General features: G+C 30.1%; 16 protein-coding genes and 1 tRNA gene. 9 read left to right on the plus strand and 8 right to left on the minus strand.

Annotated features, from left to right (window positions below):
- Positions 1 to 351: 351 nt before the first annotated feature.
- Positions 352 to 1,125, minus strand: coding sequence for a hypothetical protein (locus FHS04_RS00005; protein WP_028284042.1), 774 nt, complete (start codon positions 1,123 to 1,125; stop codon positions 352 to 354).
- 395 nt (positions 1,126 to 1,520) lie between these two features.
- Positions 1,521 to 1,901 carry a hypothetical protein gene (locus FHS04_RS00010; protein ID WP_106677027.1) on the minus strand — a complete coding sequence of 127 codons (381 nt, stop codon included), beginning with the start codon at positions 1,899 to 1,901 and terminating at the stop codon, positions 1,521 to 1,523.
- Between the two features lie 199 nt (positions 1,902 to 2,100).
- Between FHS04_RS00010 and FHS04_RS00015 the strand changes: the two genes are divergently transcribed.
- Positions 2,101 to 3,168 (plus strand): tyrosine-type recombinase/integrase, encoded by a 1,068-nt coding sequence (locus tag FHS04_RS00015; protein ID WP_106677025.1) that lies wholly within the window; start codon positions 2,101 to 2,103, stop codon positions 3,166 to 3,168.
- Between the two features lie 388 nt (positions 3,169 to 3,556).
- Here the strand turns inward: FHS04_RS00015 and FHS04_RS00020 are convergent, their stop codons facing one another.
- Positions 3,557 to 4,240 carry a DUF2490 domain-containing protein gene (locus tag FHS04_RS00020; protein ID WP_106677023.1) on the minus strand — a complete coding sequence of 228 codons (684 nt, stop codon included), beginning with the start codon at positions 4,238 to 4,240 and terminating at the stop codon, positions 3,557 to 3,559.
- Positions 4,240 to 4,809 (minus strand): hypothetical protein, encoded by a 570-nt coding sequence (locus FHS04_RS00025; protein WP_106677021.1) that lies wholly within the window; start codon positions 4,807 to 4,809, stop codon positions 4,240 to 4,242. The genes FHS04_RS00020 and FHS04_RS00025 overlap by 1 nt, the downstream gene beginning before the upstream one ends.
- Before the next feature lie 45 nt (positions 4,810 to 4,854).
- Here FHS04_RS00025 and FHS04_RS00030 point away from each other — a divergent pair, with 45 nt between their 5' ends.
- Together FHS04_RS00030 and FHS04_RS00035 are read left to right on the plus strand one after the other, a co-directional pair.
- Positions 4,855 to 5,190 (plus strand): tRNA-binding protein, encoded by a 336-nt coding sequence (locus FHS04_RS00030; RefSeq protein WP_106677020.1) that lies wholly within the window; start codon positions 4,855 to 4,857, stop codon positions 5,188 to 5,190.
- A 401-nt stretch (positions 5,191 to 5,591) separates the two neighbouring features.
- Positions 5,592 to 5,900 (plus strand): GIY-YIG nuclease family protein, encoded by a 309-nt coding sequence (locus FHS04_RS00035; protein WP_181256105.1) that lies wholly within the window; start codon positions 5,592 to 5,594, stop codon positions 5,898 to 5,900.
- Positions 5,901 to 6,405: 505 nt separating this feature from the next.
- Here FHS04_RS00035 and FHS04_RS00040 read toward each other — a convergent pair.
- Together FHS04_RS00040 and FHS04_RS00045 are read right to left on the minus strand one after the other, a co-directional pair.
- Positions 6,406 to 6,777, minus strand: coding sequence for a PUR family DNA/RNA-binding protein (locus tag FHS04_RS00040; protein WP_036226860.1), 372 nt, complete (start codon positions 6,775 to 6,777; stop codon positions 6,406 to 6,408).
- Positions 6,778 to 6,860: 83 nt separating this feature from the next.
- Positions 6,861 to 8,603 carry an ABC transporter ATP-binding protein gene (locus tag FHS04_RS00045; RefSeq protein ID WP_106677016.1) on the minus strand — a complete coding sequence of 581 codons (1,743 nt, stop codon included), beginning with the start codon at positions 8,601 to 8,603 and terminating at the stop codon, positions 6,861 to 6,863.
- Between the two features lie 149 nt (positions 8,604 to 8,752).
- Between FHS04_RS00045 and FHS04_RS00050 the strand changes: the two genes are divergently transcribed.
- From FHS04_RS00050 to yajC, 4 genes are all read left to right on the plus strand, one after another.
- A complete protein-coding gene (locus tag FHS04_RS00050; protein ID WP_027878574.1) occupies positions 8,753 to 9,856 on the plus strand; it encodes a Glu/Leu/Phe/Val family dehydrogenase in 1,104 nt (367 codons plus the stop codon).
- Positions 9,857 to 9,978: 122 nt separating this feature from the next.
- The gene (gene nusB / locus FHS04_RS00055; protein WP_244906265.1) at positions 9,979 to 10,923 is read left to right on the plus strand and encodes a transcription antitermination factor NusB; all 945 of its coding nucleotides are present in this window, start codon (positions 9,979 to 9,981) and stop codon (positions 10,921 to 10,923) included.
- 83 nt (positions 10,924 to 11,006) lie between these two features.
- Positions 11,007 to 11,492 (plus strand): DUF1573 domain-containing protein, encoded by a 486-nt coding sequence (locus tag FHS04_RS00060; protein WP_106677014.1) that lies wholly within the window; start codon positions 11,007 to 11,009, stop codon positions 11,490 to 11,492.
- A gap of 2 nt (positions 11,493 to 11,494) precedes the next feature.
- Positions 11,495 to 11,788, plus strand: coding sequence for a preprotein translocase subunit YajC (gene yajC, locus FHS04_RS00065; protein WP_027878577.1), 294 nt, complete (start codon positions 11,495 to 11,497; stop codon positions 11,786 to 11,788).
- 105 nt (positions 11,789 to 11,893) lie between these two features.
- Here yajC and FHS04_RS00070 read toward each other — a convergent pair whose 3' ends face one another.
- Positions 11,894 to 12,496, minus strand: a complete 603-nt coding sequence (locus tag FHS04_RS00070) for a YdeI/OmpD-associated family protein (protein WP_106677012.1) — start codon at positions 12,494 to 12,496, stop codon at positions 11,894 to 11,896.
- Positions 12,497 to 12,670: 174 nt separating this feature from the next.
- Between FHS04_RS00070 and FHS04_RS00075 the strand changes: the two genes are divergently transcribed.
- Together FHS04_RS00075 and FHS04_RS00080 are read left to right on the plus strand one after the other, a co-directional pair.
- Complete coding sequence (locus FHS04_RS00075) at positions 12,671 to 15,049, plus strand: TonB-dependent siderophore receptor (RefSeq protein WP_106677010.1); 2,379 nt, start codon at positions 12,671 to 12,673, stop codon at positions 15,047 to 15,049.
- Between the two features lie 151 nt (positions 15,050 to 15,200).
- Positions 15,201 to 15,282, plus strand: a tRNA-Tyr gene (locus tag FHS04_RS00080).
- Between the two features lie 68 nt (positions 15,283 to 15,350).
- Here the strand turns inward: FHS04_RS00080 and FHS04_RS00085 are convergent.
- Positions 15,351 to 15,782: a DUF2141 domain-containing protein gene (locus FHS04_RS00085; RefSeq protein ID WP_027878580.1), complete on the minus strand. Its 432-nt coding sequence runs from the start codon at positions 15,780 to 15,782 to the stop codon at positions 15,351 to 15,353.
- Positions 15,783 to 15,803 lie beyond the last annotated feature (21 nt).

A 15,803-nucleotide genomic window follows, 5' to 3' on the forward strand; every position in this document is an offset into this window, starting at 1 on the left:
TAAAACTTTTTTACGCAAAGTTCTGCTGTTTTCAAAGTTCGGAATTCGCACGATTTTTACGTTTAGTTTTTAATTCCGCTATTGCAACCAACGGTTTTGTGTATGGTTAGTTGCGTGTTTCAGCAACTAATTTAGTAAACAAAAACGAACGCGAGAAAATTCCGAAGGAATTTTCCAAATAATCAACGACCAAAGCAATTAATTATACACGGTGTTACAAGCTGGCTTTTCTTTCACGTTGATAGTATTCTTTTTTTGACTTCTTCTGCTTGTAGTAGGCAACAAAAATTAATGATAACGGAAAAAATAATATTATCAAAATCCATTTAAAAATGCTGAAAATTATATTCATTATCCGATAATTGCGTAAATTAAAATTAAGGTTATAACTGTTGTTAGTACGATTGTTAGAAACATTGTCTGTTTAGATATTTTATAAATGTGTCGTAAATCTTCTTTACAAATTAGCCAAAGTGTTCCGCCAAAAAACAATAAATTCATTAAATAAACAATTGGCGAAACTGATGGGAATAATGATTCGAGAGCAGGAATACCTGATGGTTGTCTACCTAAATTCTTAAAAAAAAATATGAGTGAATTTACTGCTGAATAACTCAAAAAGATTGATAATAAAATCCAACCAATTTTTTTTCGTTTCCAAAATAGAATAATGGATAATGGCAAAAGGATTAAAGGAAAGAAATATTCTAACATACCTAAATCCCATTTGTCAAGACCATCAGTAAACATATATTTAAGCATACTAAATTGTTTAAATATACTGAAGATTGCTAATCCTCCGATAATAAGAGTAGTTAACCTTATTATTTTTTCGGGCGTTTGAATTTCGTTTTGAATTGGATTTATCGTGTCGAAAAACTTGAAAGCTGTCTCTTTTACTTTAACTTCAGTTTGCCTTCTTTTTTCAATTATATTTAGTTTTTCTTCCTGCTTCGATTTTATTTCTGATTTAGCCTTATTTATTTCTATTTTAGATAAATTCCTGTTTTCGAATTCTTTTTCCGCCGTTTCAACTGCAATTGGTTGGTAATTTTTTGAGTTTGCTAAAATTTCTAATAATTCTGCGTTCGACAATTTTTTATATCGTTCGGTAAATTCTGTCATATTTTAGTGTTTAGCTTGCTTGTAACGGTTTTGTGTAAGCGTCAGTAACGGGAAAGTGCGCGAGTACTTTCCGCTGACGCACCTAATTTAGCAAAACGAGTTGAATTTCCGATTAGGAAATTCAGCCGTTATTGCGCTTACACGTTGTTAGGTGCAGTTTTTATTATTTCAGTCGTGTTGCAATTCGAACACCACCAATATTCTTTTTTGTTATCCATTAGTTTTGATTCCGTTTTCTTTCCGCATTTTGAGCAATTCCGTTCGTCAGATTCATTCTCGAAAGCTCGATAATTGCAATTCCCACAATCCCAAATAGTCAGATGAGATTCATCTTCGTCTATTTTCCAACTGAAATTATCAGTTTTACAATTCGGACAGATTTGTGTTGCCATAATTCAGTCGACTAATGTTCCTTTTAATGTTTTGAGCAACTTCGTTAATCTATTGTCATTTAAATCACTTATTCGGTATTTTCTATATTTTTTAAATCCGTCTTTGAATATTATTTCATAATCGTTTTTGTCCAGCGTGTCGATAATCAATTGTTTTTGGTCGTCACGCAATCCGTATTCTACGGAACGAGAAAAAATCAGTGGATAAAGCGAGGTTCCAATTCTAAAATGTTGATTTTCTCCTTTTTTCTTTAATTCCGAAATAAATTCACGAACTGGAATTAATCTCTCAAATCCATTTTCCAAAAACATATCGAAAATCTTTTCCGTGTCATTCCAAGATTTTTCAAATCGAGATGTTATTTCTATAGTTCGATTGTTCATTTTTGGTCAAATTGCACCTAACACTTATATATACGCAATAATACTAAATATAAAATAAATATTCAATCTATATATATAAATATTTTAAAAGCTTATTGTTTACAGTAGATGAGAAGATTTTGAATTAATTGCGCAATTTATATATCTAATTAAAATTATTTTTTATTTTTGGTAAATAGATATACAAATTACGCAGGTTTTGATTTTAAGTAATTATTCGTTTCAATTTGGTAAACACAATGACAAAGATGTTATTTGGATTAAGTTTCCATACTCCTCAACGCTCATAAATCAACTCAAAAAACGTTTTCCTTCTGCAAAATGGAGTAAGACTCAAAAATGCTGGTACATGATAGATGGTACTTCGGTTAGAGAAGCGTTACAGCTACCAAATAAAGACAAATCTGTTGGTTATCTGCAAAAAATTCATCCAAATAATCAAGAAGCATTTATAAATTTTCATCAGTTACTTAAACTTAAAGCATATAGCCCAAACACCATAAAAACCTATCTTTATGAGTTTGCACATTTACTTAAATTGATAAAAAATTATGATGTAAATATGCTTACTCCAGAAAAACTAAAATCCTACTTTTTATTTTGTTTAGAGCATGATAAAATGAAAGAACGAAAACTTAATGGAAAGATTAATGCTATTAAATTTTATTACGAGCAAGTATTACATAAACCAAAAATGTTTTTTGATATACCTAGACCTAAAAAGCCAATTACATTACCTAAACATTTATCTAAAAACGAAATAAAACGACTATTTAAACAAGTTAAAAATGAAAAACATCTGCTTATTTTAAAACTGGTTTATGGTATGGGTTTACGCCTAAGCGAAGTGACTAATCTTAAAATAACCGATATTGATAGCGAAAATATGATGGTTAGAGTAGAAGGAGCAAAAGGAAAAAAAGACCGCGTAGTAAATTTACCCGAAAGTATTTTGGAAGAAATGCGTGATTACTACCAAAAATACAAACCAGAATATTATTTATTTAACGGTCAATATGGTGGAAAATATTCGACCAGAAGCGTGCAAAGTATTTTTAAAACTGCAATGAAAAAAGCCAGAATTAACAAACGTATTGGTATACATGGTTTACGACACAGCTACGCTACACATCTTTTAGAAAGTGGCGCAGATATTAGGTTTATTCAAGAATTATTGGGGCATTATAGCATTAAAACTACTCAGGTTTACACCAATGTAACTAATCTTTCTAAGCATAAAATTAAAAGTCCTTTGGATTATTTGTAAATAAAATTTCTGCGAAAAGAGGAATCTAAATAACATGTTTTGTCCTTATTCAAACTGTTCACTAAGCGTAGTTGAAGTGATGCATGACTAAAAAATCTATTTTTAGAATATGTCAATTAAAGATTCTTCGCTTTGCTCTGAATGACATTCTTAATCTTAACAAAACTCACTTTTCATTCAGAAGCTTTTGCGCTAAGCATAGTCTAAGTGATGTATGACTGATGAATCTAAAATAAATTGATTTTTTAAGTAGAGATTATTTGCTTTCGGTCTTAATGACAGTCTCATTCTAAAAACATTACTTTGTCATTCAGAAGGAGGAACGACTGATGAATCTATTTCATTCAAAACGCTTATTATAGATTCTTCGCTTTGCTCTGAATGACAATTATAAACTTAAATACCAACCAATAGTTAGCCAATATCTGTTTCTGGTATTATTATTAACAAAGTCGTTAGTACGGTATTCTAAACCAAGTTCTAGTTTATTATTATCTGTAAAAACATAGCCAAGGGTAGGCGATAATCTTAATTCTAAATCGTAATCCTTACTTTCAAAAATATTTAAGTATTCATTACTTATTTTAAAATACCATTCTTGCGCATCTACGGTTTGACCGTTTAAAGGCAAGTCAAAAGTTAAACGATATCTAAGTCTTAATTGCATATCTTGATCACTTTCAAAAGTTTGATCGGATGCAAATCTATGTCCTAAACGGTAATTGCTTAAAGTATTTATAATAGTAAATTGTTGTATACTACGTTTAATAACGTCTTTATTGGTAAATCTAAGTAAAAATCCACCAGCCAATTTATTGTTTAATCCCACTTTTTTAGAGACTACAAAAGCTGCGTCTGTATGTACGTAATCGTAACCAGAATTTTGGGTGCTGTTGGTAATGCCTTCTTTAAATAATTGTCTAAATTCTGATTTAAAATTTAACTGCCAATTATTATTTAAAGATTTACTAATGTTTAATGTAGGTAACGTACCAACTTGGTATCTGTTTTGACCAAAACTAACCGAAATAGCAAGTAGACATATAACTAAAAAAGCGTAACGTTTTTTCATTAAAACTCGATATTATCAGTGTTTCTAAACACAATTTTAGACGTAGCTTCTAATTGTCCTTTGTGGTTAAATAAAAGCTCAAAAAGATGTTTGCCAGAATCAGATTTTCCTTTTACAACTATTTCATATTTAACCGTAATATTATTGTTAACATTATCCTTAAAATAGTTGATTAGGTCTTTTTCTTCAGCAGAAAACTGAATTTGTATCTTTCTAATCTTATGCTTTATAAAAGTGTTTTGTAAAGAGTTTATAATGTTTTGTTGAATGGTTTTTGGTAGATCATTCCATTTTTTTTCAATTTCAATATCTTCAATTGTTCCGTTAGTATCAAATTCGATACTGTATTTTTTACCTTTAAATTTAGATTTTGCTTCAAAGCTAATCCCGTTATTGCTTTGCTCTTTATACCATTTTACTTTTTTAGATTGAATGATTTTTGATACAAATAACCTGGCTTTTTCAGGTACGTTTGTAAACGAAATTTTAGACTCTTGCTCATATTTATTTTGAGCTGAAAGTTGAAGCACTGTGAAAAAAATTAGAGGAAGAAAAATTAATTTTTTCATGAGTAAACAATTATCTTGCAAAGATAAACATTGAAATAGATATTTATGAGTAATACTATTCAATTTGAAGATTTTACAAAAGTAGATTTAAGAATAGGAACCATTATAGAGGTTAAAGATTTTCCTGAAGCACGTAACCCTGCATTTCAATTAACAATTGATTTTGGAGGTTTAGGTGTTAAAAAAACGTCTGCTCAAATAACCACAATTTATAATAAAGAAGATTTACTTAATAAACAGATTGTAGCTGTTGTAAATTTTCCTAAAAAACAGATTGCTAATTTTATGAGCGAGTGTTTAGTTGTTGGTGCAGTAAAAGAAAAAGATGTGTTTTTACTTAATCCAGAACAGAAAGTACCAAATGGGACTAGTGTAAATTAAAAATACTTAAAGTAGTTTTAATAAGATATGCAACTGTCATTCAGAGCGAAAGCGAAGAATCTATTATAGTGATTGCTATATTTGCAGATTCATCAGTCATACTTCCTTCTGAATGACAAAGGAATCTTTTTTAGGAAGTGACTGTCATTCAAAGCGAAAGCGAAGAATCTATTATAGTGATTGCTTTATTTGCAGATTCATCAGTCATACTTCCTTCTGAATGACAAAGGAATCTTTTTCAGGAAGTGACTGTCATTCAGAGCGAAAGCGAAGAATCTATTATAGTGATTGCTTTATTTGTAGATTTATCAGTCGTTCCTCCTTCTGAATGACAAAGGTGTTTTTTAATAAAGTATCTTTAAATTAATAAAAGTAAATTCAGATTCAAAAAATCTTAAATATTGAAACCTTTAGGAACACATAATTATTATGTTTATATACTAACAAATAAGAATAGAACAGTATTGTATACAGGTGTTACTAGCAATTTAGTTGAAAGATTACATTACCATAATAACCCATTACCTTTTTCAAAGTCATTTACAGCTAAGTATAAGTGTTTCTTTTTAATTTATTTTGAACATTTTACTGAAATAGAAGCCGCAATTAAAAGAGAGAAAGAAATAAAAGGAAAGAGTAGAGTTAAGAAAGAAAATTTGATAAGCAGTTTTAATCCAAATTGGAATTTTTTAAATCAAAAAATACAATGAAAAGATATTAGTCGTGTTTCACTTCGACTAAGTTTAGCATACAGCCTTCTGGATAACAGATTTAAGTATTAAGATTAAGATTGTCATACAGAGCAAAGCGAAGAATCTATTATAGTGATTGCTATATTTGCAGATTCATCAGTCATACTTCCTTCTGAATGACAAAGGAATCTTTTTCAGGAAGTGACTGTCATTCAGAGCGAAAGTGAAGAATCTATAATAAGCGTTTTGACTTACAAAGATTCATCAGTCATACTTCCTTCTGAATGACAAAAGAATCTTTTTTAGAATGTGAATGTCATTCAGAGTGAAAGCGAAGAATCTATTATAGTGATTGCTTTATTTGCAGACTCATCAGTCATACTTCCTTCTGAATGACAAAAGAATCTTTTTTAGAATGTGATTGTCATTCAGAGCAAAGCGAAAAATCTTAAAAAGTAAGATATAAAAAAAGCGCTTTTTAAAATTAAAAAAGCGCCTTTTAAGTTAGAGTAGTTAAGTTATCTTAAATATCGTCAAAGTCTACGTCTGTAAATCTGCTTTCTGCACTTTCAGAAGTAACTTGTTCTGTATTGTATTCTTTTTTAAAGTCTTTTTGATGACGTTCGCTAATTACTTCTTCACCTTTTTCATTCACGATATAATCGGTCATTTCTTTTAAGATGGTGTTAAACTCGCTAAAATCTTCTTTGTATAAGTAGATTTTATGTTTTTTGTAATGAAATGATCCATCGTCGTTAGTAAACTTTTTACTTTCTGTAATGGTTAAATAATAATCGTCTGCTTTAGTAGCTCTTACATCAAAAAAATAAGTACGTCTTCCTGCTCTAAGTACTTTAGAAAAAATTTCCTCTTTCTCCATCATTTCGTTATTCATAATATGAGTTGTGTTTGTTAAAAATTTCTAAATCAAAAATCAAAAAAAAAGTTGAATGTCACAACAATTTCATGCAAATCTTTTTATTTGGTTGTCTTTAAGTATAGCTCTTTGTAGTAACCATCTGTGTTTATAAGCTGATCGTGTGTGCTAGATTGTACAATTTTACCGTTGTCTAATACTATAATTTTATGTGCATTTTTGGCTGCAGATATACGGTGACTAACAATAATAGAGGTTTTTCCTTCGGTTATTTTTTTAAGATTATTTAATATTTTTTCTTCTGTTTCTGTATCAACAGCAGATAAACAGTCATCAAATAACATTATTTGTGGCTGTTTTATTAATGCTCTGGCAATAGACACACGTTGTTTTTGTCCGCCAGATAATGTAATACCACGTTCGCCTAAAACAGTATTATATTGTTTATTAAACTTGATAATATTTTTATGGACTTGTGCTTGTTTTGCAGCTTCAATAACCTCTTCATTAGTAGCATTTTCTTTACCAAATTTGATGTTATTATTAATAGTGTCACTAAATAAAAAGGCATCTTGTGGTACGTAGCCAATTGCGTTTCTTAAACTGTTTAGATTAAGTTGCTCTATTGGGTTTTGGTCTATACTAATTTCTCCTTTTTCTACATCATACAACCTTCCAACCAGATCCAAAACTGTAGATTTACCAGATCCTGTTTTACCAATTATTGCTAGTGTTTCGCCAGAATTTACTTTAAAACTTACATCTTTTAAGGCTTGTATATTAGTGTCATCATAGGTAAAAGAAACATTTTTAAACTCGATATCACCTTTTATAGTAGAAGGTTTAGGATTGTTATTTTTAATTTCAGGTTCGGTCTTTAAAAACTCGTTTATTCTTTTTTGAGAGGCTTCTGCTTCTTGTACAATAGAAGTAACCCAACCAACAGTAGCAACTGGCCAAGTTAGCATATTGACGTACATAATAAATTCAGAAATGGTTCCTAAAGTAATCTCTCCAGCCATATATTGTTTACCGCCAAAGTAGATTACTACGATGTTGCTTAATCCAATTAGTAAAATCATCATCGGGAAGAAAAACGCTTGAATGCGTACCAAACTTAGTTGTTTTTGTTTACTAGTTTCGGCTAAATCTTCAAAATTGGTATAGGTTTGTGGCTCTATTCCGTAGGCTTTAATTACTGAAATTCCGCTAAAAGTTTCTTGAGAAAACGTTGATAGTTTTGATAAAAACTGTTGTACAACGGTACTTCTTTTATGTATTTCGGAACTTATTTTATAGATAATAACCGATAAAATTGGTAATGGTATTAAGGTGTACATTGTTAATGTTGGCGATTGTCGGTACATAAAAATAATAACGACCACAAAAAGCGTTAAGGTGTTAATACTGTACATTAAGGCAGGACCAACATACATACGTACTTTACCAACATCTTCGCTAATACGATTCATTAAATCTCCAGTTCTATTTTTCTTGTAAAAATTAAGCGATAGTCTTTGGTACTGTTGGTAGACTTCATTTTTTAAATCGGCTTCTATAAATCTAGAAACGTTAATTAAAGTTTGACGCATTAAAAAGGTCATAATACCCGAAAATGCAGCAGCACCAACAATAATTAAAATGTATTTAAGAAGTGTACTTTTAAAAAGTGCTTCATTTATATTTTCATTTTGAAGCTGTTGGTTAACCACATCGATTATAGATCCAATGTATTTTGGAACAAAAACCGAAAAGACTTTAGAAGCTATAGTTATAAAAACACCAATAATAATACGGCTTCTGTACTTGTAAAAATATTTATTAAGATGTTGTAGTTCTTTCATTAAGAAATTAATAATTGAAATAAATGATATTGTCAAATTCGTATTTTAACACTAAAAAAATTGTTCATATATTAATTATAGTCTAATTTTGCACCGTCATTTTATAAAATCTATATTTTGACTAGGTTTAAAATTAATATCAATAAAAAATGATTTCAGAATTAATCAATACAAATCAATTACAAAAAGCAGATCCTGTTTTTGGGCAATTATCTTTTGACAATCACGAACAAGTTGTTTTTTGCAACGACAAAGATACGGGATTAAAAGCAATAATCGGGATACATAATACAGTATTAGGACCTGCATTAGGAGGAACCAGAATGTGGCAGTATGCTAACGAGTGGGAAGCACTTAATGACGTACTACGTTTATCACGCGGTATGACTTTTAAATCTGCAATTACAGGATTAAACTTAGGTGGAGGAAAAGCAGTAATTATTGGTGATGCAAAAACGCAAAAAACACCAGAATTAATGAAACGTTTTGGAGAGTTTGTACATAGCCTAAGCGGAAAATATATTACAGCAGAAGATGTTGGTATGGAAACATCAGATATGGATTTAGTAAGAGAAGTAACACCATACGTAACAGGTATTTCTGAAGAAAAAGGAGGCGCAGGTAACCCATCACCAATTACCGCATACGGTGTGTTTATGGGGATGAAAGCTGCAGCTAAATTTAAATTTGGCACGGATGTATTAGAAGGTAAAAAAGTAATAGTACAAGGAATTGGTCATGTTGGCGAAACTTTAGTAGAACACTTAGTACAAGAAGGAGCAAAAGTAATTATAGACGATATTAACCAAGAGCGTCTTGAAGCTATTAGTAAAAAGTACGGTGCAACAATTTATAAAGGTGAAAATATTTATGCAGAAGAAGTAGATATTTACGCACCATGTGCATTAGGAGCAACAATTAACGATGCTACTATCCAAACATTAAAAGCAAAAGTTGTAGCAGGAGCAGCAAACAACCAATTAGCAGACGAGATTAAACACGGTCGTCTACTACAAGAAAAAGGTATTGTTTACGCACCAGACTTTTTAATTAACGCTGGAGGAATAATTAATGTTTACGCAGAATTAGAAAATTATGACAAAACAGAAATTATGCGCAAAACAGAAAACATATACAATACAACTATTGAGATTTTAAACAATGCAGATGTTAATAATATCACGACACATCAAGCTGCTTTAAATATTGCACAAAGTAGAATAGAAGCAAGAAAAAAAGAAAATCAACAATAGGTTATCCTATAAATTATATTATTTTTGTAAGGCGAAAGAAACTATTTCTTTCGCCTTTTTTAATTTAATAAGAAAAGCATTTTAAACTAAATAGTGCACAACCCAAAAAGTTCTTTGTAATGATGTTAACAAGAAGACATATTCGTGTAAAAGTAATGCAAACCCTATTTGCATTTGATGGTACAGAAAGTGATGATTTTACAAAAGATCAAAAGTTTTTATTGTACAGTATAGACAATATGTATAACCTGTATTTACTATTAATGTCTTTATTAATAGAGATCAATAAAAAAGCGACAAATCATCTAGAAACCGCACAAAAAAAACATCTAGCTACAGAAGAAGAAAAAAATCCAAACAAAAAGTTTATTAACAACCAATTACTACAATTAATCGTTAATAACGAAAGACTAAAAGTTCAATTAGAAGACAGAAAAATAACAAATTGGCAACTAGATAACGAGTACGTAGATTTACTTTACAAAGAAATTAAAAACAGTGACTTGTACAAAGATTACATGTCAACAAAGACCTCTACTTTTAAAGAAGATAAAAACTTTGTAATAGATATCTTTAAAGAAATTATAGCACCAAACGATAAACTTTACGATTATCTAGAAGATAAAAATCTAACATGGTTAGACGATTTACCAACAGTAAATACATTTATCCTTAAATTATTAAGAAAACTTAAAGAAACTAGTGATCCTGTAACTTTAACACCAAAGCTATACAAAGATATAGAAGATAAAGAGTACGCTATAAAACTATTTAAAAAGACATTACTAAATCAAAGTAAGTTAGGAGAAGAAATTTCTGGAAAAACAAGTAATTGGGACAGAGATCGTATTGCATCACTAGATATGGTATTACTAAAAATGGCAATATGCGAGTTATTGCACTTTTCTTCAATACCAACCAAAGTAACAATTAATGAGTACTTAGAAATATCTAAAGAATATTCTACACCAAAAAGTAGCATATTTATAAATGGTATTTTAGATAAACTATTAAAAGAATACCAAAACGAAGGAAAACTAAATAAAGTAGGTAGAGGATTGATGTAGTAAAAAAATATTCTTACTTTTACCATTCTAAAATTTTAACCCTTTAGCCAATTTGGCAATAAATAACTATTAAAAATTATATTATGAAAAAAGTACTAGTTGTATTAAGTGCAATTTGCTTAGTAGGATTTACATCATGTAAGGAAGATGCAACAAAAAAAATTGATGCAGAAAATGTTGCAGCTGCAGCAGAAAGAGATGCAAAAGCAAACGTTTTTCCTGTAATGGAATTTGATAAAACAGAGCATGACTTTGGCGAAATAGCTTCTGGTACACCTGTAGAAACTGTGTTTACTTACAAAAACGTAGGAGAAGCACCATTAGTAATTACAGATGTAAAAAGTTCTTGTGGATGTACAATTCCTAAAGATTGGTCAAGAGAGCCATTAGCACCAGGAGAATCAGGAAAGTTTACAGTTAAATTTAACGGTAAAGGAACAAACAAAGTAACTAAAGTAGTAACAGTTACTGCAAATACTAAAACAGGAAGAGAAACTGTAAAAATCTCTGCTTTTGTGAAGCCAGATCCAAATGCTGCTCAAAAAGCTAACTTACCTATGGCACAATAATTATGGGAGAAATAGGAAGTTTTTTACCAATAATTTTAATGTTTGCTGTAGTATACTTTTTTATGATAGCACCACAAATGAAACGTGCTAAACAAGAAAAAAAGTTTGCTGCAGAATTAAAACGCGGTGATAAAGTAATTACAAAAAGTGGTTTACATGGTAAAGTTGTAGATCTTAACGAAAAAGATAACAGCTGTATTATAGAAACTATGTCTGGTAAATTAAAGTTTGATCGTTCTGCTATTTCTATGGAAATGAGTAAAACATTAAACAATCCATCAGTAGAAAAAAAGTAATTATTACGACATATTTAAAAAAAGGCAACCAACTTGGTTGCCTTTTTTTATTATATATCATTTCTAAAGATTATGAGGTATCACATAACTAAAGCATGATGTAAGTTAACAATTTTTATATTTATCATGTAAGCCCTTTAACTCCATAATCATAGGCGTTATTTTTTCTAACCGACTCACTTTTGTTGATTCTCGTTTAGCTTCACCTATATAATTACAAAACTCCTTTTGTTTAGAAGGACTTAGTTTTTCAAAAGCATCTTTAAGATTATTATCTTCTTTAAAAGCAAGCTTTAATTCCGTAGGAATCGTAATATCTGCTTTTCTAGTTCTTGTAGCTTTAATCTCTTTACCTAATTTTTGATTTTGTATAGCCTCTTTTACATAAGATAAAACTATATTAGAGTTTACTGTATCATCCGCTTCAAACCGCATTTGTCTCAATGCTTTAGTTTTTCCTTCTTGTGCATTAACTAACACATTAGCTTCATCTTTTAAAAACACACCATTAAAAAACCATAAACAATAATGGTTTTTAAAAGCACCTAAACCAACTACATTCTTCCCGTTTATAGAGTAGGTTGGTGCATTCCATTTTATTTGTTCTTCTAATTCTGTTGAAATTAAAAGCTGTCTTAAAGCAATTAATTGATTAGAAAATTTTGGATAATTCTCAATATACTCATCAACTGAGCTTACTTTTTTCATGTTATTATTATTTAGGACCAAGTTACATAAATTATTGCTTAAACTTTAACATAAATTAGATTGTTGACTTTCAAATCATTATAAATATTATTTATATTTAGTCTAAATAAAGTTTGTTTTGTTTGTTTTCAGACATATATTTGCGGCATTATTTAAAATCAATCTAAATAAATTATGTTAAAAAAAATTAGTCTATTATTAATTTTGTTTACGCAATTTGCTATTGCTCAATCAAAAATTGAAGGTCAAGTTATTAGTCAAACTAATGAGATAATCCCTTTTGCAAATGTGATCATAGAAGCTACATCTAAAGGAACATCTGCAAATCAAGAAGGTTATTATTCATTAGAAAATCTACAAAAGGGAACGTACATTGTCAAAGTGTCTTATGTAGGTTTTTTATCACAAACAAAGACAGTAAACTTAGAAGCAAATCAAACTTTAACAGTTAATTTTCAACTAAAAGGAGATACAGACCTAGAAGAAGTTGAAGTTTTTGGAAGTCGTTTTAAACATCCAGATAAAATTGAAGCATTAACTAGATTACCATTAGCACCTTATGAGCAAATACAGAGTATTTCTATTATTTCTGATAAGTTAATAATGCAACAAGGTAATTTAACCATTTCTGAAGCGACTAAAAATGTACCAGGTGTATATACTTTTGCCACTTATGGTAATAAGAGAGAAAGTATGTCTTCACGTGGGTTTAGAGGTATTCCTATCTTAAAAAATGGGGTTAGAGTACATTCAGATTTTAGAGGTGTAGGAATATTAACAGATATGCAAGGAGTGGACAACATACAAGTATTAAAAGGTGCAGCATCAATCACTCAAGGTGTAGCAACAGATTTAGGAAGTCCTGGTGGAGTTATCAATTTAGTTACAAAAACACCTAAGTATACTTTTGGAGGTAATGCATCATTGCGTGCAGGTAGTTTTGGTCAAGCACGTACTACTTTTGATGTGTACGGTCCATTAACTAAATCTCAAAACACAGCATTTAGAATTAACGGTGCTTTAGAACGTGCAGATAGTTTTAGAGATAATGTATTTAGCGACCGTTTTTATATCAATCCTTCTTTTGAATGGAAAGCAGATGATAAAACAACATTCACTTTTGAAATGGATTATTTTGAAGATAGCCGTACGCCAGATGTAGGGACAGTTAATCTTGCTGAAAATGATGTAAATGCTATTTATGACCTTCCTGATAGTCAGTTTTTAGGATATGAAAATGATAAGTCATTAACAACAAATGCTACTTACGCCATTCGTTTAGACAGAAAATTAACCGATAAATTAAGCTTAAAAGGAGCTTTTTATAAATCTAGTTTAGATTTAGATGATAAAGGAACTAGTTTAGGAAATGTAGTAGAAGACACTAACGGAAATCCTATTTATAATCAAAGAGTAAGAGGTTATTCAGTGTCAACAAGAAGTGATGATAATAGCGTATTACAGTTTGATTTAATAGGTGATGAAATTGAAACAGGTAAATTAAAGCACAGTTTTCAAGTAGGATTTGATTATCGTACCTCTAATTTTAGCACAACATCTCAACGTGTTTCAGCAATTGATACCATAGATGTTTTTACAGCAAACACGCATACTTTACCAGATAATTTAAGTTTTTCGGCAGTAAATATTGGTGGTGCAAAATCAAAAGCAATCGGTTTTGTTGCACAAGACGTTATTACATTTAACAAATGGTTTAAAACCTTTTTAGGTGTTCGTTACAGTAAAACTCAAACAATTACAGAAACAGAAACTACTCAAAGTGATGCTTTTAATCCATTAGGAGGAATTATAGTGTCTCCATTTAAAAATATTAACCTATTTGCTTCGTACACAAACAGCTCGTACCCAAGAACAGCAACTCGTTTAGATGCTAACGGAAACGAACTTGGTAACGAAAGATTTGATCAATTTGAAACAGGTATTAAAACCAACTGGTTAAACAATAGACTACGTTTTAATTTAACATATTTCAAAATTAATAACAGAGATATTAACCTTCCTGTGTATGATGAAAACTGGGTTGCAACTGGTTACTATCAAAAAGGAGGAAACGACCAAAGACAAGGTATAGAGGTTGAATTAAGCGGACGTATTTTAGAAAATTTAGAAGTGATTACAGGTTACTCTTACATAGATGCGCAGTACAAAGAACATACGTCTTTTGTTTACGGTTCTTCACCGTTAAACACACCAAAGCACACATTTAATGCTTATGCTAACTACAGCTTTAAACAACAATTAGAAGGATTATCTGTTGGAGCAGGAGTATATTATACAGGAGAAAGACCAATTAACGATTGGAGTGCTGGTGCTGTAACGCATGAAGGTATTGTGCCAAATCAAGAACCGTTTAATGTAGATGCCTATACACTTGTAAACGCTCAAGTAGCATACAAGTTTGATCAACACTGGAACTTTAGAGTACTAATAAATAATATGTTCAATGAAATAGGTTATAACGCATATAGAACACGTTTTATTAACCAAACCGATCCAAGAAATTTTGCAGGTGTATTGACTTACTCATTTTAATTTTATGAAATCGTCATTATTTAAAAATAAATTCTTTAAAAGATTTTTGCCTTAAAATGTTAAAAATCAATTTATTCTAAAATAATTTGTAAAAAGGTTAAAATTTTACTTTGTTTAGAATAATAACTTAAATATATTTGCCGACGGTTTTGGGGAGATACTCAAGCGGCCAACGAGGGCAGACTGTAAATCTGCTGACTATGTCTTCGCAGGTTCGAATCCTGCTCTCCCCACAAAAAAAAGCGCTCTACTTAGAGCGCTTTTTTAGTTTTTTGATTGATTGAGTTGGTTGGTTTATTGATTAAAATCTAATATTAAAGCTTAAATCTTTATCGTTTACTTCAAATTTTGCATCTTGGTATTGAGGCGGACCATAAGACATTGGATTGTTAGACATACCGTAACTTTCTAATGGCATACCATTTTCAAAATCCATACGATTATTATCATTTTCGTCATGCATAACCATAATGGCGTATGTGCCAACTTCAACATTTTTAAAAGTAACGGTTATTTGTCCGTTTTCTATTTTAGACTTTAAGTTTTTTATACCAGGACCTTTCATAAAAGTGTCTTCGGTATGTAGACCCAAAATAACACTACCTTTATCATTTTTAATGTTTTGTATGGTAACAGTAATATTTTGACCATTAGAAGTTACTTTTGTTTCTGTTTGAGCATTTACATTTAAAGTAAATATTAAAGCTATTAAAAGTGTGTAAATAGTTTTCATAATTAATCGGTTTTGTTGTTT

Source organism: Mesoflavibacter zeaxanthinifaciens subsp. sabulilitoris (assembly GCF_014191595.1).
Lineage (GTDB): Bacteria > Bacteroidota > Bacteroidia > Flavobacteriales > Flavobacteriaceae > Mesoflavibacter > Mesoflavibacter zeaxanthinifaciens.